This window comes from Salinigranum rubrum, from assembly GCF_002906575.1.
GTDB classification, from domain to species: Archaea; Halobacteriota; Halobacteria; order Halobacteriales; family Haloferacaceae; genus Salinigranum; species Salinigranum rubrum.
In genome coordinates this window covers 44969-65148 of sequence record NZ_CP026311.1, presented here as the reverse complement: position 1 = coordinate 65148, position 20180 = coordinate 44969, and the positions used below count along the sequence as shown (strand labels likewise).

The window sequence follows — 20180 nt, the reverse complement described above, 5'->3', positions numbered from 1 at the left end:
ACGTCCTGCTAGCTACTACAGACTTATTAAATCGGCTGCTACCAAAACCCCTTATTATGGCAGCATCTAATAAAGTATTCGGGCCGAGTTATTAAATCGGCCGATAATCCGTCCCATTCCCCTGACCTAAGTCCGGATTGGTCGATACTCGCCGTGTTTGATCTCGAGGAGAAGCGTACGGACTCCACACACGATGAGACCGGCGCTGACCACATCACCATTGGTACTCATCGGACTCATTATCGCCCCTTACCGATTCTGATGGCAAGTAGAACCACGAACGTGATCTCTCTCTCTTGTTGTAGCGAATTCTACTGTAGTACGGTCCCTCAATCAGATGTTGTTTCCGATGTCTCCGCTGTCGTTACCGTGGCGCGGGTTTCCCTCCGAACGAAGCCTACCCAGACAAGTGCACCAACGAGACACAGGATGCCAGCGATCGCAATTGATTGACCGCGGATTGTCGTCCCGGTCTGGTTCTGTGTGATCAACAAGACACCGAGACCGACAAGGATGAGTCCTTGAACACCTGCTGCTTTCGCTGGTTCAGCGATATACTCCGCCTCTGTGAGAATGCCAGCGACAGATCCGACGAACAACAACAGTCCCGCAACAGAGACAGGCCGAAGCCCGAGGACGACACCGACCTCCGAGAGAGCAAATCCAATCGCGACGAAGAGTGGCCATGGACTCGATCCGGTGAAGGTTGCGTCCGAGTCAGATTGATCGCTCATTATCTCGAATTGAGCTTCACGATATAATAAATCGTCTGTTATTGATCCCCTCATCGTTACTAGAATATGGCCGTGATTCAGCCGTTAGTTAATATTCGCGCGATATAACGTCTCACTCTTAACCAGGTAGTGCTCCATAGTCCCGATTCTCCGCGATATCCCATCTTACGGTCAAATGGTTTTATAAGGTGCTCTGCCTACTCTTTTCTATGTGTATCTACTGCGACGCCTACGAAGAAGACCGAGAAGCGGAGAGTCAGTCTCCGGTCGAGGACAACCACTCTGAACAAAAGGCTACTTCCACGCCGTCAAAGGGAGTGTATGCACAACTTCGGTCTTCGCTAGGAGATCTGTTGTAACCGACCATTCTGCCCACTGATATCGCCACGAAGTCGATACACGAGCGGAGTAGTTCGAACGTCGAACCAGAACGGTTTCAACGCTGACTGGCCTACGGCCGATTAACAGCTTTCGAGAGTATGTCATACGAAGGCACTACGGTTCCACGGCGTGACTCACCTGCAGGGGAGTGTGATTACTGTGGGCATCCGTTCCCAACGACCGACCGCCTCGTCCTCCACAAAGGCTTAGAACATCCCCAAGAGTTGGATGTCGACGAGGAAGACGCATTCCTCTCTGCTCGAGCGGACGAAGAAGACGAGTTACGCACGCTGCGTCTGAAAGCACTTGGAGCCCTTGTGCTCCTGTACTTCGGTTTCTTATTCCTATATGCCATCGTCGCCTGACTCAGACACGAACTCTGGAGCACGCAGAGAGGGGCACACAGAGTCAGGGCCAGAGTCGAGACTCCATAATTGGGTCGTATCGAACACAAAGCTCAGACTCCTGGTTCAGTTTGTAACCTGGGTCTCGGTATTGACGCTGTTTGCCGAAACAGTCGCTGCCGGGAACGGAATGACGCTCTCGAAGCAGCCACGGGATACACTTGCCATTCCCCGATGGCTGTATCTCGCCACTGGCGGCGCTACGATTGGCGCCTCTGCCCTGCTTGCAAGTTTCGTCACTGATCGGGCGTTTATCCGTTATCTCCACAGCTGGTCGTTTCCTGGTCCAACAATTGATGACTGGCGAACACCTAGTGTGTGGATCGGACGTGGACTCGGAATCGTCGTCCTCGGACTGGCAGTGTACCTCGGAGTGACGGGCCCACAACTCCCGACAGCGAGCTTCACCATCCTCGTCACGTTCGTCGTCGTTCGTGCAGGCTTGCCGATGCTCACGTATCTCGGAGGCAATCTCTGGCCAGTGCTGAACCCCTGGCGAGGAATCGTCTCGCTACTCCCAACTGGATACCGGACGTATCCAGAAGAATTAGCCCGATGGCCAGCTGTTGGTGGCCTATTACTTCTCGTGTGGATTGAGGTGGTTTTCCCTGTCAGCACGATTCCGTCAACTCTTTCGATTGCGATCCTCGGCTACAGTGTCGTCACAATTGCAGGCGCTGTACTCGTCGGTCCCAACGCATGGTTCGGGAACGCAGATCCGTTATCCGTCCTGTTCCGATTTTTCGGGGCTGTCGCTCCTGTAAAACGGCGGGATGGGAAGCTCACCGTAAAACTGCCCGGTAGCGACCTGACTGATTCAGACGTAATCACGGACACCTCCGATGTCGCGTTCGTCATTGCGCTAATCTGGGAGCTCACGTACAGCGGCTTCATCACGACGCAGACGGGCGCAGCAACTATCGAGGCACTCGTCAGCCTCTCTAATATTGGAGTGGGAGCCGTACAGATTCGTGCGATTCTCATCTACACACTCCTTTTCGTCAGTGGCTACGTCGTTTTCTTCGCCGCGTATTGGTATGCTGGTATACTCTCTCGGCGACGGACTGGGACATACATTACAGCAAAACGCATCGCCTTTCGGTTTGCACCCTCGCTATTGGCCATCGCAGCGGGATATCACCTCGCTCACTACACCGGACTGGCCGTATCCCTCAGTCCAGCCCTAGGGATGGCGATTGTCTCCCCACTGTCGCCCCCAGCGAATCCCCTGACATTATCTCCACCTGGATGGTTCGAGGGCTTGAGTATCGCCTACGTGCTCGTCGGGCATCTCCTCGCTATCTGGGCAGCGCACGCGACCGCCTACGAACTCTTCTCGAGTCGTCTCGTCGCGATCCGGAGCCAGTACCCGTTCATTATTGTGATGATCGGTTACACCGTCATTAGCCTCTGGATTCTCTCACTTCCCGGAGCGACGCCCCCTTATCTACCCTGATTCTGGTGGTTTCGAGGGGACCACTGGTCGCACACTATGGTCAGAGCGTGACCAGAAAGGGATCACTCGACAGTGAACTCAATCGGCTCCATATCGAGGAACGCGGTTTCGTAGCCATCGTGCCGCGCCAGTTGAGGTGGTGTCTCTACGGTGATTCTGACCGTATCGCCCGTCTTGAGTTCATCAAGACCCATCCCATAGAAACTCCCGAGGTCGGGATCGAGAGACGCTTGGAGTGTCCCTTGTGTGATTGTGTCTCCTCCTCGGTTGAGTGTTGCTGAAAGAGCCATCCTCGGGAGCATCACGCGATTGTAAGGTGTTCGAGGAGAGACGATCAGGAAGGGACCGTCACTATCGCTAAACCGATGGTCACCGTCAACGAGAGCAACGACTATCGTCGCATCACCGGATTGCCCTTCATGGAGAAGTCGACCAGGAAGGTCGGATTTTGTCGGTACGACCGGTTCAGGGACCATTTCCATGTCCATTAGATCAACTGTCCCACGGGTGCCTGCTTTGTCGCCTAACCGGCGAATCTCCAAATTGTACGTCTCATCCGTATCGAACGTGAACTGCATCGTGGCAGACTGTCCCTCTGTAAATCGCCCATGGAATGGATTCGTACGAGCTGTCTGCAAGGGGCCGACCTGGAGCGTCACATCGTACTGTCCTTCCCCCGGGAGAGCGATATTGTCGCCGTAGTGGAACCCCATATTCGGCGAGATCATCGGCCAGAGGTTGGTCGAGGACACTCGACCGTCGCTGTTACTGATTTCGACAGAGACGTCGACCGGGAGGATCGTCTCCGTCTCGGTGTCCCAGACACTCGCCATCAGATGCACCGAATCATCCGACTGAACGACGACTTTCGTCTTTCGTGAGCCAGTGAGGTTCCAGAAACGGTGCGGGAAGGAGTGCATCAGTGCAAATCCGAGACTGCCTGCCGTCGTCGTTCCGTACATTCCCATCCCTTCGATGATTGCCGGATAGTAGACCGCGTCAGGTCGATCCTCCACGAGCGGAGGATCACGCCATGCAGACTGCGTCTCGAATCCGAGCCGCCCCAGGCAACCAGACAGCACTAGGCCACCTGAGAGAGCAGTCCCCTGTTTGAGAAACGTTCGCCGATTCATATGCCCCTCTGAGATACTATGTTTGGTAGATTCATTGAGTCGACCTCGCTGTCGTCAACCGGGAGTTTCTGTAACTGCCAGCCTCGGCCATTCTGTGACTGTCTACGCCAGGCGAACGACGAATCCGGTGAGTACCAGGAGTGAGACAACGCCAAGTAACGTCACCAGTAGGAGGTGCTTCTCTTCCATAGGTTTGGCTTCGGTTGGGATTCTAAAGACACCTTTGAAACTACAACGTCACCTGCACATCTGGCATATCAACGAAGGCTGTCTCGTACCCTTCATGGCGAGCTGTTTGTGGGGGCGAATCGACCGTGATCGTAAGGTCATCACCCGACTGGACGTCCGAGACGACGGCGCCGTAGTGATACCGTAGCTCGGGATCGATCGTCGCCTGCAGAATGCCGTCGAATACCGACGTACCGTTCCGCCGCAGTCCCCCGATAGCGACATCATCGGCAGCATCGTGCGATTGTAGGGCGTGCGTGGTGATACTGCAAGATACGTCTGTTCCTCGTCACCACCGAAACGTGACGCGTCTTCGAGGATCGTAACCACGAACTTCGCATCCCCACTCATCCCCGAACCACGAACGTCCCCAGGGAGCGCGTCAGGTGTCGGCACTTGCGAGTTCGGTAACATCTCCATGTCCATCAGGTCGACAGCACCCTCCGTGCCTTCCCTGTCGTCGGGGATGTCCGTGTATGAGATCTCGTTGAGCGCCGATTCGCTGAACTCGAACTCGAACGTGAACGATGCGTTCCCCTGATTCTCAGCCAGCGACCCAGTCCGTCGCGTCGACGGCCCGCCGATGCTCACCTCGACAGTGTACGTGCCGTCGCCCTGGAGTTGTGCGTTATCACCGAAGTGAAAACCCATCGGCTGGGAGAGCATCGGCCACGGCGCGAACTGATCAATCGACTCCCCGTTCTGTGTAATCGTGAGCTGCGGGTTGATATCGGGTGGGATAATCCCCGTCTGTGTCTCCCAAACGACCGGCATGAGATGGATCGAGTCCTCGGGTTGAATCTCGACCTTCGTGATTCCATTCGGCTTCATCAGCCAGAACCGGTGCGCATACGAGTACGTGAGTGCACACTTGTACCCGCCCTGTTCTTTCATTCCAGGCATTTTCATGCCCTCGTAGTGGGTCGGATAGTAGACTGCGTCCGGGCGGTTTTCGGGGAGCGGTGGCGCCTGCGCTGATCGCGTCTCGAACAGGCCGGTACAACCCGCGAGCCCCATGAGTGACGTGCCCCGACCGCTCGAAGTACGTCACGACGATTCATGCGTCACCTCCTGTGCGTCCCCAGTCGGCTGGGCAGGTGGCAGCGCGCGCAACGACCGCGGAGGGACGAGAAAATTACCGCGCCGCTCAGTACGGATGTACTGTAGGATGCCGTTGTTGTTCCGTTGACCGACGGCTGACTGCTCGGTGACATCAGTTCCGTTCATCGCTTCTCTCGTGTCGACGAAATCGGTGATCCCTCGCTGGAGCGCGAGGAAATGGAGGCTGGCAGTTCCACCATCAGTTGAATCGAAGTCGCGCCGCAGGATGAGGGGCGAATCATCATCGTCGCGAGCGCGGGCAGATTTCTGGGAGTGACCGACGACGCCCATCTCGCGGGCCGTCTCATCCGTTGGCTGACAGTCGTCGATTTTGCTACTGTCGCCGAGATTGTCGCCGGCACCTTCAATAACGTCGTTCTCGGCGTGATACGGGCAGAACATCTTCGCCTCACGCTGCCAGCGGTCGTCTTGGTTGTACCACTGGTTGAGGTTCAGTCGGAGCTTGGAGATATGTTGAGTCGTGCCACCGGTGAACGGTCCCGACTGGATCGTCACGCGATCTTCACTGGCCTGGTTCTTTTTGAATCCCGATTTGAATCCCATAAACAGGGGTGCGTCCTCCGGGACTTTGTCGGCCGGAATACCCTCCGCATCGTCTGCATTCTCCGCCGGGAGTCCATCCCCGATAAATCCAGTTCGGCGGTCGGCGAGTGAGAAGACATCGGTCAGTGCAGCGACAGGCTGATCGACACCGTTGAGGGTCGATTTGTTCCCTTTGAGGGCTTCTTCGGCACCGAGCACCACCTGTGCCGTGTTACTTGCGAGATGGACGACCGCATCGGGCGTATCGAACTCGGGTTCCTCAAACGGAGCAAGTGCTTCCGGATCGGGGAGGTCAACGTCGTCGGGAAGCGAATCGTCGAATCGGTCGAAGTATGCCGAAGAATAACTCACCGTGAGCAATAACCCGTCCCCGCTTCGTTCGTAGGCGTGTTCGATACCACGGAGAGCTGTCTCAACCTGTTCACGGTCGTCTTCGTTCGGTTGTCCGTCTCGTCGGTAATTCAAATAGAGGAGCACACGATGGCTCGGAGCGATGACGTTCCCATGGTCGTCCTGTGGGAGGACCTCATTCCAAGCGTGTTGACGTTGTGGATACGACGAGAGATCGTCCGGGCCCATCGGGACATCGACCTCTTCACGGCCTAGACAGGCACTAAATGCCGCTGCTCCTCCGATAGCGATGGCCGACTTGAGGAATTCTCGGCGAGGGATACCTCTCTCATCACTCATTACCCGACAGTTAGGCAGTCAACGGAAAAGCGGTTCTGGTAGAGTTCTTGAATCCCCCCTCAAGGCCGGTAGCGGACTATCTGGTGAAGAGCTTCTTCACCAAGTTCCACCCGATAAATCGGGAGGTCCGCTCGCGGTATTCATCGTATTCCTGGCCATACCGCTCTCGCAGCCACGGTTCCTCGGCAAACGGGAACAGTGCGTACACAAGGATGGTCAAGATGCCGTGTACAGCCAGTTTCCGGGAGTTCACTGCAATGATCGCGCCGACGATGAACGTAATGAAGCCCACGCTCTGTGGGTTACGCGTGTACTGGTAGATACCGTCCGTCCGAAGTTCCCCTTCTCTTCCACTGCTTTCCATCCACCCGAGTTCGAAGAGGGTGGAGAGGGCAAATCCCATCCCGATTGCGGCGATACCGCTACCTGCGAGTTTGTTCCAGCGTTCGGTGAAGATGAACGAGTCTTGATCGAGCGCGGCCAGCACGGGAAACACAGCGAACACGACGGAGAGCGCTGACCAATTGAACCACTACCGCCACGAGTTGTCGCCGATGGGACACACCCGACGGTCAGGATGCACCGCACTGATGGCATACCCGAGAATCAGCTTGGCATCCGCGACGACCGCCGTCAGCAGCGCGCGATCTGAGAACGAGAACATATGTGTATGTCGTGATTCTGAAGGACAAAAAGTGAGTCAATCGTGGTTCATACCTGAGACTGCACCCACTGAAGAGGTTTGAAACCACCAACCACACTCTACAATTCTAATATCTGGGGATAATTCGAATCGACGTTCTCAGGTAACTGCGTTTCAAATTCAGACCACATGGCGGGATTTGTCCCACTTCATAGTGGGTTCATCGATCCGTGGTCCCTTCCGTTGCTCGCGGTGATCACCATCGCAGCTGCTGGTACAGCGGTGCTTCTGGGACTTGCGATCGGCGCGTTCGTTCAGCGCCAATCCCGTCCATATCTGTTAGTCGTCGCTGCGATAGCTGCCCTCTTTGGACGCTCTGCAGTTGCGGGGATCACCATCGTCGGCCTGTTTTCACAAGCCGAGCATCACCTTCTCGAACACGGACTTGATGTCATTCTTGTCGCGCTCGTCATTGCTGCGGTCTATCACTCTCGAACTATTTCGAACGAGACCAATTTGGATACATGACACACCAACGTGACCGGATTCACGAGTGTATTGCCACCCACCCTGGAGAACACTTCAACGCACTCACGCGGAGACTAGACCTCGCACCAGGACAGGTACAGTACCATCTCAGGGAACTCCAGAATCAAGAGAGAGTAGTCGAATTACCTCTCTATGGCCGGACCCACTATTACACACCTGAATATGATGCGTGGGAGCGGGGAGCAATCGCTGTCATTCGCCGGGAAACAGCACGCGACATTTTATTCTGCGTTCTCGAACAGGGGCCATCCAGACCGGACGCTGTCACAGAGTCTCTCGGGATTGCTCGGGGGACTCTCGAGTGGCACTTGAATCATTTGATGGAGCAAAATCTCATCGAGAAACACCGAGATGTCAATAATCACGTGACGCTGGTCGCAGCCACGCCGACTGAAACCGCTCGTCTCCTCGAAGAGATTACACCCTCGCTGCCCGATCGGATGATCGACCGGTTCACCCGCCTCGTCGATAACCTACTGGCGGAGGGCTCGTGACGAGTTTGCGGATGTGTTTCGTCGGAACGAGAACTTGATTGTTCGATTACTTCACTCGAACTGTCCCGACCATCCCAGAACTCTCGTGTGGGATACAAAAGTACCCGTACGTTCCAGGTTGATCGAACGTGTGCTCGTAGTTCTCGCCCGGAGCGATGAGTCCCTCGGTGACCCGATTCCTCGCAACACGCTCTGACTCGAAGCCACCACTTGCGAAGTACGCGGCGTCGTCTGGAATCTCGTCTTCATAGGCTGTGACCGTGTGATCGATGTCACTCTCGTTCGTCCATGTAACCGTCTCACCAGGTTCGATCGTCGCGGTCTTCGGCTCAAATTTGAGATCACCGGGCATCGTGACAGTCTGGGCCGATGATGACTGTCCACCTAGACACCCGGCGGTGCTGAGAGTCGCTAGGGTCGCGGTGCTGAGCCGCAATATCGATCGTCGGTTGTAGAACTTCGAGACCATTGTAACGGAAACGAGTGTTATCCTATTAGAGGACAACGAAGAGATCGGTCACGTACATGATGGCGAGGCCGAACAGGAACGCGAGCAGGTTCGTCGCGCTCGCCACGCGACCGCCGGCATCGCGAACCATTCGCGCGATCTCCCAGTCGACCTGCAGGATTGCGCCAACCCCGATCGCGAGGAAGAAGGCCCCGATCGTCGGCGAGTATGCAAGACTACCGATCCAGCCCCCGAGGATGACGGGTGCGCCGGCGATGACGCCGAGTGCGGCGAAGTGCTTGAGCGAAGGGCGTTCCCCGCGGGCGACCGGCGCGACGACAGCCGGACCTTCCGTCACGTTGTGGAGCATGAACCCGATCACGAGGAATGCGCCGAGTGACACGCGCCCGAGTGCGAACGAACTCCCGATAGCAAGTCCTTCCGCAAGGTTGTGCAGGCCGATCCCTATCGCGACCAGATAGGCGATCCAGAGGCCGCTACTCGCCCGACTGTCACCAGCAGCGACACGGCCCTCACGCCACGCACTGATCGCCTGTACGAGTAATAGTGCGCCGAATATCCCGAAGACGACCAAGAGGTTGCCCTCGTATGCGCCTGGAATCCTCTCGGCGAGCTCGAACGCCTCAAACCCGGCGTCGAACGCCAAGAAGCCCAGTACGCCGGCCGCAAACAGGAGCACGGCGTGCAGCCACCGATCGCTCATCGTCTTGATGTAGGGGAACCACAGCATCCCTAATGCGACTGGGATCACGCCCACGAACAGCCCGATGACTGCAAGCGTCCCGAGCAGCCCGAGGCTAAACCCGGGTGATTGACTCGGCGCGACGATCGTATTATGGAACGTTGCTCCATCAGATAGTACGAGGGTGACTCCGAGGTCCCACCCCGGATTCCAGTGATACGGAATCACGATCTGTGCGCTCTCCATCGGGGCGAGTGTTTGGTCACCACCGGCTCCTTCGACTCGGAAATCCCAGTAGGCCTCGTCGACGAGAACCTGTGATATCGTCACAGATTCGGGCCCGTTGTTCGTCACGTGCAGGACGACCGTTTCGTCGCTCGGAAGAGTCGTGTGCGTGATCGTCACGTCGGGAAGTGGTTCGCCGCTCTGAACTCCGGCGAGCGGGGACGTGAATGCGAACACACCCAGGACGAGTACGAGCAACACGATCGGGAGTAACGCGCTGACCCATCGCGGAAGCCCGAGCGGTTGTGTGATCTCTTCGTCAGCCGTTACACCACCGTCCGTCGTCGTGTCTCGTGTCTTATCCGCCATGTTAGACCACCTCGAAGAAGCTCATCCAGCCGAGTTCGGCGAACTCAGACTGGTGGGCGTGGAACATGTACAGGCCCGGCTCATGATCGGAGTAGTCAATCTCGATGATACCACGCTGCGCCTGGCATTGCATGATCGTGTCCACGGTCTTATTCGTCGGCGTCAGCGTCGTCCCGTGGTCGTAGTAGTCGAAGAACTGCGAATGCGTGTGGAACGAGTTGATGAGGTCGAACTCCGTTGCATTGGAGAGGTACACGCGCTGGCGTTGGTTCTTGTCGATCTGGATGGGGCGTTTCGTCTCACCCGCCGTCCAGTTGCCCTCGCCGTCGGTGTCACCGACTCCGTATCCGAACGCTCGTGTGTTCGCCGCGTAGACCTCGTTACCGCCGTCGAAGTTGGTGTCGAACGAGTTCATCACCATGACCATCTCGTTGACGGCGTCGTTTTCGGCGTACTCGTGATTCCGGCTCTTCGCCTCTTCGACGAGCTGCTCTCGGAAGTCATCGGTAATCGGGCCCGGGTAGTTGACGTACTCGCGTGGATTCTCCCTAACGCGTTCGGGGTCCGGATCAACGATGATCGTGCCGTAGAGTCCGCGATGGATGTGCTCTTTCAACGGGAGTGAGTGGCAGTGATAGAAGTGTGTGCCGGCGGGTTGGGCGATCCACTCGTAGGTGAATGACTCGCCCGTATCGAGGACGCCAGGCCCGTTCTGGGGGATCCCGTCCATTCGCGGGTTGAGGTTCTTCAGGTGTGGATGGATCGTGTGTGCGTGTCGTCCCAGGTTGGTGAATTTGACGCGAATAAGGTCGCCTTCAACGGCACGGATCGTCGGCCCCGGCACCTGGCCGTTGTACGCCCACGCCTGGAACTCGACGCCCGGCGCGATTGCTATCGTGGTGTCGACGGCGGTAAACTCGAACTCCCGCACGGTCCGGCCATCCTCTTCGTAGACCTGTTGGGGGACGTTATCCTGCCCGCTGTCTCCGGTATTGAATGCGGTGAGGAACTCGTGAGGATCGAAATCCAAATCCTCGTATTCACCCACCGCACCGAAGTTACCATGTTCATCCTCATCGTCGTGATCGGAGGTGGCACTTGCCCGAGAACTTCCGAGTCCGACGGCTGCACTCCCGGCAACACCGAGACCGCCGAGTACCGTGCGGCGACTGACACTCGTCTCACCGGTGAGTGATTCGACTAGTCGCTCTTCGAGCCGTTTTGTGACGTCTGCTGCAGTGTCGTAATCTATCGATGGCATCGTCTCCTCCGCTGGTCAAGCCTCTGGGTGCCCATAGGAGCCTCTTGGCCAATCTAATGTATAAATTTGACCTATCTAAACTTAGATTGGCTCTAAACTAATACCTTGGCAGACGAGGTCCCGACTAGGTTAGCTTGTATCCTCAGACAGAGATTGAGCGGATATAGAGCGGGCAACCTTCTCGGGAAGTGCAACTGGTTCGTCGCCACCGTCGGGATCAAGTGTCACCATGCCAAATGAGGTGACTTCAACGATTCTCACTTCAGTTCCCGGGTGAATTCCGTGGTCGGACAGATATCGGAGTAGATCAGCGTCTTCATCTGGCACCCGTTCGATTCGAACGCTGTCGCCTACGTGATGTTCGGCGAGTGTATCACCGCATTTTGGTGCAGAAATATCCAGCCCCGCGGTGGGAATCGGGTCGCCATGTGGGTCAACTGCGGGATCCCCTAACTGCTCTGCTATTCGGTCGGCGAATTGATTGCTGATGTGGTGTTCGAGGCGATCTGCTTCGTCGTGCACCTCAGCCCAATCGTACTCGAGGTGTTCCGTCAGATACCGTTCTAAAAGCCGGTGGTGGCGAATGACTTCGAGAGCGATAGGAATGCCGGTGTCTGTGAGTTCAACCCCCTTGTAGGGCTCATGATGTATCAAATCACGCTCAGCCAATTTTTTCACCATACTGGTGACGGAGGGTTGTTGAACGTCCATGTACTCAGCTAGAGCCGAGGTTCGCACTCGGTCGTCCGTCTCTTCCTGAAGGTAATAGATCGCTTTGAGATAATCCTCCATGATCGCACTCAGCATTGGAAAGTAATTAGACGTGGCTAAATTTATAATTTGCCTGTACCGTTTTCCTAAGTATCTCGTTTAATAGCGTCTTTCGCTGTTCGTACTCTTTGTTTTGGAGGTGATACGCAGATACGATAAGACGACCGTTGGATCGTCCACCTGCCGTCTGAAGTCCGGACTAAGGTGCCAGACAAGTCAAGCGTCCACCATAAGCTCACAACGAGATCAGCGATCAGGCGTGAGTGATCTGCTCCCTTTACGGCGGAATTCAGCTGGTGTAATCGCGGAGAGTTGTAGTTGGGGATTCCATCGTCGCACCGCACTTGGGGCAGTAATCTTCGATCGCATCCTCGTTGTAGAGATAGTGATCGCACTCGGGAGGACTGGCTTGGAAATACACGTCGTCCCAGTCGAGATCAGGCTCTCGCCCATAGAGACAGAATGTACTGTGTCCTGATCGCCCTCGGTGGTTCGTCACTAACCGAACGGAACAGTACACACACTCGCGGAGTTCGATTAACGGCTGGTCTGCTTTGTTGAATCCGATGATGGCGTCGGGGTCACTGTATGAGAGCCTGTTCGAGGTTGTAGACGGTGGCGGTCAACACGAGTTCGCGGAACTCGCGGTACTAAGCGCGAGGGTGGAAAGCGGGGCCGAACCGACGATTGATGGCCGAAAAGGCGGTCTCGGCCATCCAGCGCTGGCCGTATAGCTCGCTGTCCAACCGTGCGTTGTGCGCGTGATCGTACGCAGCGAACAACCGATGACGCAGCAAGGGCCGGACGCCCTCTGAACGGAGGGCGTCCCGGAGAGATTGGTCGTCGTAGCCTTTGTCGCCGGCGAGATTCTCAATTTTCTCGGTGTTGCGAAGGGCAACTCGACGGCCAGTTTGGGTGTCGTGAGGCCAGTGTGCCGAGCAGTGAACATCGAGGATGGCACACGAATCTGTATCGACGAGCGCCGTCGTTTTGGGCGTGCGTATGTGTCGATCCGAGCGGTGTTGGTAGTGTCTCGATGCCGTTTCGCGGTCGAAGAACGTGGCATCGATGGCACCGTGCGAGCCCGGATCGCAGATGGTCGCGGATTCACGAAGGAAGCCGCGCCACACAGACATGGGTACTCAAACGACCGGTACAGCGTTGGGGGTGCGGGAAATGCCGTTCGAGCGAGCTGTAACAGACCACGAACACGATCCATTTCACTCGCCCAATCCACGATCTCGCGGTACGTCGCGTCCATGTGAACCCGCAAAAAGTGGAGCGTGACATGCTTCTAACCGGGAAATCCGTTGCCAGTCGGATCACTCACCGCCGTTGGACTGGCGGCACTGCGCTTTTGAGCCAGCGACGCAGCTTGCTTAACGAAGCGGAAGAGTAGGTTAGGCACATTCGGCTCTTCCGCTTCGCTTCCACCTTCAGAGCGACGCTATCCTGCCGCCTTCTGCGGATTCAACAAAGCAGAATGGCGTAATATGCTACCGAGTCGAAGGTGAGCTTGGCCGTCTATTGGGAACGCGTCGGCATGGCGGTGTCCGATCGGTGGAGAACTTAGGTCGTCGAAAAAGTCCGGCGAATAAGCGAGGGCGCTACCTCGGAGGACTGGCTCAGGATTTACCGATCGGTGCACACGGGAAGTGGGAGAGATACCCCTACTCACCGCTCGCTTTGCCCGCGTACTTCGAGGTCACCGTCCCCTTGCTGTTCCTGAAGACACAGTAGCGATACGGGCCGTGTGGACACTGCTTGCAGCCAGGGCCACAGTCGAGTTTCCGAATCTCGACCGTTCCGTACCGTCGCAACTCCTCATCCGAGAGCGCAATACGCTCCGACTTCGACATCTCCTCAAACTCCTTCTGTCGATGCCGGCGCTCCGGAGCAGGCTGGTCCTTCTGTGGCAGCGTACCAACCGTTCCACCGCCCCGACCCTCACCAGTGCTGTCTGCGTCCTCGCTCTCGTCCGCCCCCGCAACAGAGACGGGTCGCGACTTGTGGGCGATTAACTCCTCGGCGTACTCGATCACCCGCTCAAGCTTCGGGATGCTCTGGGATTGAAGCGGGTCCACGACCCAATTCGCCAGCTCATCCGGAGGCTCAGGGTAATCTTCGTCGGTGCTGTCGGGGGAGTCCGAGGCCATTTTCCTACGCAACGCACAACGTAAGGACTCAATATAATTGTTGCGTAGGAAAGGAACTTGCGCCCCGTTTGTCGCCCCCGGAATCGGTGAGGGAATTGCCCGATGGATACCAAAATCGCCACCGCCAGCCGAAGCACGACCGACCACCAGCCGACGCCGCCCGCCCCGACTCCGGACATGGACTCCGTCGACGCCAGCATCGCCCGCACCCGCCGTGTGCAACACCTCAGTGCCGTCGTCAGGGCACGCTTCGACGAGACAGACCGCCACACAGACGACCCGGAAGCCCTCGCGAAGGCCGTCGTCGAAGCCCTCTACCGAGCACACCCACACATCCGCCTCGAGGACGCCCTCGAACTCGCACGTATCGTCGAACGCCCACCCGAAGCCGACTCGACCAAACGGGCAATCGAACACGTCGTCGAGGATGCCTGCTCGCACCTCAATGCGTGGGGACGCTTCGGCCCAGCGAACGCGACCAGCCCCAGCGAACACGAGCGAGCACGGGTGTGACCCGATGAGCCACGACGCCGCCGTCCTCGAACAACTCCCGCCGGAGAAACTCCTCGATACATCGAACTATCGCGTCATCACCCCCGGAATCACGATGATGGGAGAAGTCGAAACCGTCGAACAGTACCTCGAGTACGAACGAGCGCACCGAAATCGAGGAGGCATCATCCGCCGGCTCACCGAGCGCCGCGACGCCATCTACGAAGAGCGCGGGGAGACGCTACCAGTCGATGTAGAGATCCCGACCGAGAACCCGGCCGAACCCCCGGTTCAGATTCACATCGAGTCCAACGCACAGACGCAGACAGAGACGGAAACGGAGTCGGAATCGCGTGCGTCGGGCATCTCACCGTCGCCATCGGCAGATGTCCTCGCACTCGTCCACGAACACGGGCCAACTGGTGTCCCTAGGTCACCCGAACCACCAGCCTGGGACGAGCTCTAGTCGCGAACTACGTCCGTAGAATTGCCCGCCATCCGTTCGCGAGCCGCCGTCGAGGCCCCCGTCTCCGTCACAGCAGCGGCCGTGTCTGTGACGTCTCCGAATAAGCGCCGAATCGGGTGTCGCAACGACGCCAACCGACCGAGATCGCCGCTGCGGTAGTTCACCGCCCATGTCCGCGTGTTTCCCTTCGTGTCTCGGCGGGCGACCACGAACTTCACCGGGCCGAACGGGACCTTCACCAGCGACAACCACGACTCGCACAGCGTCGTCCCTCGGAAACTCAACGACGCACCACCCACCCAGTGTGCAACCTGCTGGTCGACGTCCTCCGAAGAAAACCACGTCCGAGCATCCTCCATGAACGCCTCGAATCGCTCCGGGAACTCACTCCCGATGTGAGTGATGAGATACTCCGATTCGCCTTCCTCAGTGTCCTTCTTCCAGAACTCGAGGAAGATGTGGTTCGACGGCGAGCGCAGGACGTTCACCCACGCTCGCTCGCGGCCTTTGCCGTGGAGCGAGACCGTGTCGATTCGCTCCCAGCCCTCCGGAGATCGCCCTGCATCGTAGTAGCCGCGCAGCGGCGGGATGACCTCGAGCGCGTGGGCCCGCAGATACTCCATCGGGAACGGCACCTCCAGGCGCACTTCCTCGGCCGGTTCGGGGTCCAACAATCGTTGCACGGGGGCAGGATAGCCGTCGACTCCCTCGACGAGTGGGACCGCGTGGGGCCAGGGGCGCTTGACGCGGTGTTCGGCGAACGTCATGTCGTGCCCCTCGAAATCGGACTGGTACGCCCAGAACACCGAGTACCCCGCGTTCAGATATTCCCCAGTGATCGGGCCGATCTCTTTCTCGTCGTGTTTGTGCTGAATCTCGACGATGAGTCCCTTCCCAAAGGGGTACAGCTCGGTGGAGAACGTCGCGACGACATCCGCAATTCGATTCGTCCCGGGGATTTGCCGCTCGTGATCCACAGATGCTGTCTCGAATACCTCGCGGAGTTTCATCGCCGCGATGGTCTTGAGTTTGGCGTGTAGATTCGACTCGCCCGGACACTCCGAGCCTCGCGGATGGACGAAATGCTTCGAGACAAAGCGCCCCCGGTTGTAGTGTGATCGGCGAACGCCGAGTGACTCTTCGCAAAGTGGGCACAGAATCGTGTCATCATCTCTGACGTCCAGGGGGAGAACCCGGTCGCCGTTCGGACACATCGCGAGGTATGGCATGGTGGAGGTTTTCGGAGGGTGGCGGCGAGCTCGCGTCGCTCAGATACTTTACGCGACGAGACGACAAAAAGGGATTCGCGCTCTCGAGTCCTCTCCCCCCACAAAACCGTGTATTCACGCCGAGACGCGACTGGAGGATGACCAGACTACGGCACTTACCGGGGCGTCTGTAACGGAGTGGCTTCCCACGGCACCACCCGCGAGATTCCACTGGAACACCCTCCTAAAGATGTCAGCGTGACAGCGGGAGGTCACCCCGTATGTTGGGGCAATCTCTGCCTCGTCACCTGTCCGCACAGACGCTCCTATCCGGGCATCGTAGTCTTGGCCAACTCAACATAAGGATTCACGCTGTATATCCTTTCGGTGGTGAGGTAAATCGGCGGACTACGCTACATTTGTTTAGCCACTCGGCCTATGAGCCGCCAGAAACGCATCTAGTCGAAGAACCCGTAGAACACGGGTTCCGTGTGGAACGTTTGTATTACGGTAGTAAGGCCAAGGAGGAGCACGAATCTTTGCGTATAACTCGAAGAACCCGTGTTACCTGTATATCGTGTATAACCCAAAGAACGTGTCTGACGTAGATTTATACGCGTTCTACGAGTACCTCTCCACATAACCTGTAGAACGGGAAGTACCTGTATCACACAGGTTCTACAGAGGACACGAGATACCCATGACACATCGGCTCTCGATCTCGATGCAGAAAGGCGGTGTCGGAAAGAGTACGACGACGATCAATCTCGCAGGGGCGCTCGCCGTCTCTGAGGGACTTGAGGAGGATAGCGACGTGCTCGTCGTCGATGCAGACCCCCAGGGGTTCATCACCATCACGCTGGGTTTGCGCGAATACTACGTGAGTGAGGATCGGTCCCTCTACGACATCATGACGGATATTGACCGATTCGACGAGGTAAATGACCTCATCGTCTCACACAGCGAGTTCGACGTCCTACCAGCCCACGGGAGCAATTTCCAGCTCGAACGTGAGCTCTGGTCACTCAGCCGGACTCAGGAGCGCCTGGGAATGGTACTCGACCGAATTGAGCACGACTACGACTACGTGCTCATTGATTCACCGCCCAATATGGGACCCCTCGCAGACGGCGCGCTGTTGGCCGCACGCAATGTCTTGTTCGTCTCACGTGCAGATCCAATCGCGACGTTCTCGATGAATCTCCTTACGCAGGAAATCAACCAGCTCGAACGCGAGTTCCAAACAGATATCGGGATCATAGGAGCGGTGGTCAATGCTGTAACTCGGAACAACATCAGTGAGGACCGCCTCGAGTGGTTCCACAAGAACATCGGCGAAGAGCACACGTTCACCATCCCAGAGACAGTCGCCATCGAAGGCGCGTTTGCTCAAAACCACAGTATCTACACCTATGAACCGGAGAATCGCCATCGTGAACAGAAGGCCGAGGAAGTCCGTGAGACCTACGATGGCCTCGCACGTGCCGTGGAGGACTACTTCGCATGACTGACCGAGAACCCGAAGAGGAAACCGAATCCGAAGACGCTGATCAGCAGTCCGGCGGAGATTTTGATGACGCTCTCGGCAACGCTCTCAGTGGTCGGGTCGGGAAGCGGCCCCAGGAGACCGATGATGAAGCCGGTGATGAAGGAGAACGAGTGGAGACAGGTGACACGGGTTCTACGAGTTCTACGAGTTCGACAAGTTCCGGGGGTGAGACAAGTTCTACAGAGAAGACCCGGGGCCCCGACCCCGACCCGAACAGCACCCGCAGAACCCGGACGAAGTACGCTGTGTACCTCACTGAAGAGTTCCAAGAGGAACTAAATCAAGCATACACGAAAGCGAATGCCCAACGAGTCATGGAAGACAAGGGGGAGATCGAGAAACACAAGCACTTCCTCGAAGCGGTCATGAGAGCCGGACTCAACCACGACGACCTCGACGCGTACATCGAAGAACTGCTCGATCGCTACTGAGACGGACAGGCGCGGAATTCTGATTGAGCGAGCGGGGAAACGGCTACCGACCGTTGCACACGGTTGAGAGGGAATTATGAGATGTCTTACCCTGTCTCCGACTCTGTATCCACCCCACTGTCCTCTGTGTGTTCCTCAGCTCCCCTCTTAGCTGGGCGTCGTTGTTTCTCACGGTGTTCGGCGAAGGCAGCTTCAGCGCGGTCGGCCAGCTCTCCGGCCTCGATATGTGAGTAGTGTTCGCGAACGATCTCCTCGGAATTGTCGAGGTAGCGAGCCGCCTCAGCGTGGCCATACGCCCTGACGAGGACCTCACCAACACCGCGTCGGGCCCCGTGCGGCGCGAGATACCCGTGCTTGTCGTCCAGTTCGATGCCCGCCTCGTCCGTGAGACGTTTCAGAACCGCCCGAGCGCCGTGGGTCGTCAACGCCGGTGGTGCGATGTCATAGTCCGCGAGGAGTTCGATAACGGACGCCTCACCGTCGTTCACCTGCTCTCGGCGGAGGTTCTCGACCTCTCCGATGTCGTATCCCCGACTAGTCATCGCCAGTGTGAACGTCTGTACGAGCGTCGGGTAATCGAGTGTCGGAAACACCGGCCAGTTCTCACTCGAAGGAGCGAGCACACTCCGAACGCGCTCAATCGAGGGTACTGCTGGCTCAGGAAGTGGTCTATCGTCCCACTTCCCGCTCTTCCCAAGGACCTGGATACTGTTGTCCTCGAGGGCGACGTCCGCCCAACGGAGACCATCCCGACCGCGTCGATCATCACCGTCGTCGGCCAGTATCTCCGCACCCCGAACCCCGGTAAAGCAGAGGACGTAGACGAGCGCCCGGTCGCGACAGGCTTTGATTGCGGCCTGGCGGTCGCTCGCGACGTCGTCAATTGCCTCGTGTGCTCGTGCGTCGACGTACGAGAGGAGTTGCTCGCGCTGCTCGGCCGTCCACGCCTGCTGTTCCCCGCTCTTTCGCCCGGTGTCCTCGGGCAGTGGCTCTTTCGCACGACGGCGTTGGGCGGGATTCCCCGACAGATAGCCCTCACGTGCCGCCCACCCACAGAACCCGGAGACGTGGGCGTAGTAGTTCCGGACTGTGCCCTCAGTCCACCCCTGTCGAGAGAGGTAGCGAGCGTACTCCCGGAAGGATTCGACGGTCAGCTCCCCGAAGGTCACCGACGACGTCGATCGGTCGCCGGCGAGGAACTCCACGAAACGATTCACTTCGCGGTCGGCGTGTCGTCGATACTGTCCGCTCTCGCCATCTCGTCCTTTCCCTTTGTCAGTAAGGTAGTCCTCGAGGACGTCGAGGACGGCCACCGCGTCCCCCCGTGACTCTGGAGTGCCGTCTTGAGGGTCTGTATCCTGGGGTTTGGGCGGTGTCATCGTGGTCGCTGTGGCAGACGGCGGCCACCTCCTTGAATCTGTTTACGTTTATCGCGCTAAACGTAAGCACTTATACGAGACCGTCATACGGGCCAATACAGCTGATAGAAGTCCTATTGCCGTCGAATTCTCCACTTCAGAACAGCTATAAATCATATGTCGCTATACAAATTTCTTACAAAATCTCGGCCAGGAAAGCGAAGATGGTATACATCTCATCGAATCTAATGAAAATCGGGGTTACAGAGGTCTATGGGCCTTTTATCACTTTCACCCTGTTTCGCGAGCGTTTAACTATCAGGCGTTCGTACCAATTCTTGTCTCCCATCAGAACTCATCCGGAGA

19 protein-coding genes and 2 pseudogenes are annotated in these 20180 nt (G+C 57.4%); 7 read left to right on the top strand and 14 right to left on the bottom strand.

The window, feature by feature from the left end; all coding sequences use genetic code 11:
• Positions 1-126 precede the first annotated feature (126 nt).
• A complete protein-coding gene (locus tag C2R22_RS27710) occupies positions 127-231 on the bottom strand; it encodes a hypothetical protein (RefSeq protein ID WP_425601409.1) in 105 nt (34 codons plus the stop codon).
• A 98-nt stretch (positions 232-329) separates the two neighbouring features.
• On the bottom strand, positions 330-734 hold the full coding sequence (locus C2R22_RS22420) for a DUF7541 family protein (RefSeq protein ID WP_103427997.1): 405 nt from the start codon (positions 732-734) through the stop codon (positions 330-332).
• Between the two features lie 729 nt (positions 735-1463).
• On the opposite strand from C2R22_RS22420, the gene C2R22_RS22410 reads away from it, so the two are divergent.
• The gene (locus tag C2R22_RS22410) at positions 1464-2975 is read left to right on the top strand and encodes a hypothetical protein (protein WP_103427995.1); all 1512 of its coding nucleotides are present in this window, start codon (positions 1464-1466) and stop codon (positions 2973-2975) included.
• Positions 2976-3037: 62 nt separating this feature from the next.
• Here the strand turns inward: C2R22_RS22410 and C2R22_RS22405 are convergent, their stop codons facing one another.
• The 4 genes and pseudogenes from C2R22_RS22405 to C2R22_RS22390 all read right to left on the bottom strand — a co-directional run bounded on the left by C2R22_RS22405 (position 3038) and on the right by C2R22_RS22390 (position 7178).
• Complete coding sequence (locus C2R22_RS22405; protein ID WP_103427994.1) at positions 3038-4108, bottom strand: iron transporter; 1071 nt, start codon at positions 4106-4108, stop codon at positions 3038-3040.
• Positions 4109-4337: 229 nt separating this feature from the next.
• Positions 4338-5397, bottom strand: a pseudogene (locus C2R22_RS22400) (iron transporter).
• Positions 5384-6691, bottom strand: coding sequence for a DUF7405 family protein (locus C2R22_RS22395; RefSeq protein WP_103427993.1), 1308 nt, complete (start codon positions 6689-6691; stop codon positions 5384-5386). The pseudogene C2R22_RS22400 and the gene C2R22_RS22395 overlap by 14 nt, the downstream one beginning before the upstream one ends.
• 76 nt (positions 6692-6767) lie before the next feature.
• Complete coding sequence (locus tag C2R22_RS22390) at positions 6768-7178, bottom strand: methyltransferase family protein (RefSeq protein WP_245903102.1); 411 nt, start codon at positions 7176-7178, stop codon at positions 6768-6770.
• 408 nt (positions 7179-7586) lie between these two features.
• On the opposite strand from C2R22_RS22390, the gene C2R22_RS22385 reads away from it, so the two are divergent.
• Positions 7587-7862 (top strand): DUF7471 family protein, encoded by a 276-nt coding sequence (locus C2R22_RS22385; RefSeq protein ID WP_245903101.1) that lies wholly within the window; start codon positions 7587-7589, stop codon positions 7860-7862.
• Entirely contained in the window at positions 7859-8377 is a 519-nt protein-coding gene (locus C2R22_RS22380; protein WP_103427991.1) for a winged helix-turn-helix transcriptional regulator, read from the top strand. The genes C2R22_RS22385 and C2R22_RS22380 overlap by 4 nt, the downstream gene beginning before the upstream one ends.
• Positions 8378-8423: 46 nt before the next feature.
• Here the strand turns inward: C2R22_RS22380 and C2R22_RS22375 are convergent, their stop codons facing one another.
• The 6 genes and pseudogenes from C2R22_RS22375 to C2R22_RS22345 all read right to left on the bottom strand — a co-directional run bounded on the left by C2R22_RS22375 (position 8424) and on the right by C2R22_RS22345 (position 14310).
• The gene (locus C2R22_RS22375; protein WP_103427990.1) at positions 8424-8846 is read right to left on the bottom strand and encodes a cupredoxin domain-containing protein; all 423 of its coding nucleotides are present in this window, start codon (positions 8844-8846) and stop codon (positions 8424-8426) included.
• 25 nt (positions 8847-8871) lie between these two features.
• The gene (locus C2R22_RS22370) at positions 8872-10122 is read right to left on the bottom strand and encodes a ZIP family metal transporter (RefSeq protein ID WP_103427989.1); all 1251 of its coding nucleotides are present in this window, start codon (positions 10120-10122) and stop codon (positions 8872-8874) included.
• A 1-nt stretch (position 10123) separates the two neighbouring features.
• Positions 10124-11383, bottom strand: a complete 1260-nt coding sequence (locus tag C2R22_RS22365) for a multicopper oxidase domain-containing protein (RefSeq protein ID WP_103427988.1) — start codon at positions 11381-11383, stop codon at positions 10124-10126.
• A 129-nt stretch (positions 11384-11512) separates the two neighbouring features.
• The gene (locus tag C2R22_RS22360) at positions 11513-12175 is read right to left on the bottom strand and encodes a metal-dependent transcriptional regulator (RefSeq protein WP_245903100.1); all 663 of its coding nucleotides are present in this window, start codon (positions 12173-12175) and stop codon (positions 11513-11515) included.
• Positions 12176-12735: 560 nt separating this feature from the next.
• A pseudogene (locus C2R22_RS22350) lies at positions 12736-13562 on the bottom strand (IS5 family transposase).
• Between the two features lie 262 nt (positions 13563-13824).
• Entirely contained in the window at positions 13825-14310 is a 486-nt protein-coding gene (locus C2R22_RS22345) for a hypothetical protein (protein ID WP_103427986.1), read from the bottom strand.
• A 102-nt stretch (positions 14311-14412) separates the two neighbouring features.
• On the opposite strand from C2R22_RS22345, the gene C2R22_RS22340 reads away from it, so the two are divergent.
• Both C2R22_RS22340 and C2R22_RS22335 read left to right on the top strand, forming a co-directional pair.
• Positions 14413-14823: a hypothetical protein gene (locus tag C2R22_RS22340; protein ID WP_103427985.1), complete on the top strand. Its 411-nt coding sequence runs from the start codon at positions 14413-14415 to the stop codon at positions 14821-14823.
• A gap of 4 nt (positions 14824-14827) precedes the next feature.
• Positions 14828-15268, top strand: a complete 441-nt coding sequence (locus tag C2R22_RS22335; RefSeq protein WP_103427984.1) for a hypothetical protein — start codon at positions 14828-14830, stop codon at positions 15266-15268.
• On the opposite strand, the gene C2R22_RS22330 is transcribed toward C2R22_RS22335, so the two are convergent.
• Complete coding sequence (locus C2R22_RS22330; RefSeq protein WP_103427983.1) at positions 15265-16278, bottom strand: hypothetical protein; 1014 nt, start codon at positions 16276-16278, stop codon at positions 15265-15267. The genes C2R22_RS22335 and C2R22_RS22330 overlap by 4 nt on opposite strands.
• Before the next feature lie 898 nt (positions 16279-17176).
• On the opposite strand from C2R22_RS22330, the gene C2R22_RS22325 reads away from it, so the two are divergent.
• Both C2R22_RS22325 and C2R22_RS25385 read left to right on the top strand, forming a co-directional pair.
• Positions 17177-17983: a ParA family protein gene (locus C2R22_RS22325; protein WP_103427982.1), complete on the top strand. Its 807-nt coding sequence runs from the start codon at positions 17177-17179 to the stop codon at positions 17981-17983.
• Positions 17980-18456, top strand: coding sequence for a hypothetical protein (locus C2R22_RS25385; protein WP_162562623.1), 477 nt, complete (start codon positions 17980-17982; stop codon positions 18454-18456). Before C2R22_RS22325 ends, C2R22_RS25385 begins: the two co-directional genes overlap by 4 nt.
• A gap of 86 nt (positions 18457-18542) precedes the next feature.
• Here the strand turns inward: C2R22_RS25385 and C2R22_RS22320 are convergent, their stop codons facing one another.
• Positions 18543-19769 carry a tyrosine-type recombinase/integrase gene (locus C2R22_RS22320; RefSeq protein WP_245903099.1) on the bottom strand — a complete coding sequence of 409 codons (1227 nt, stop codon included), beginning with the start codon at positions 19767-19769 and terminating at the stop codon, positions 18543-18545.
• Between the last annotated feature and the right edge of the window lie 411 nt (positions 19770-20180).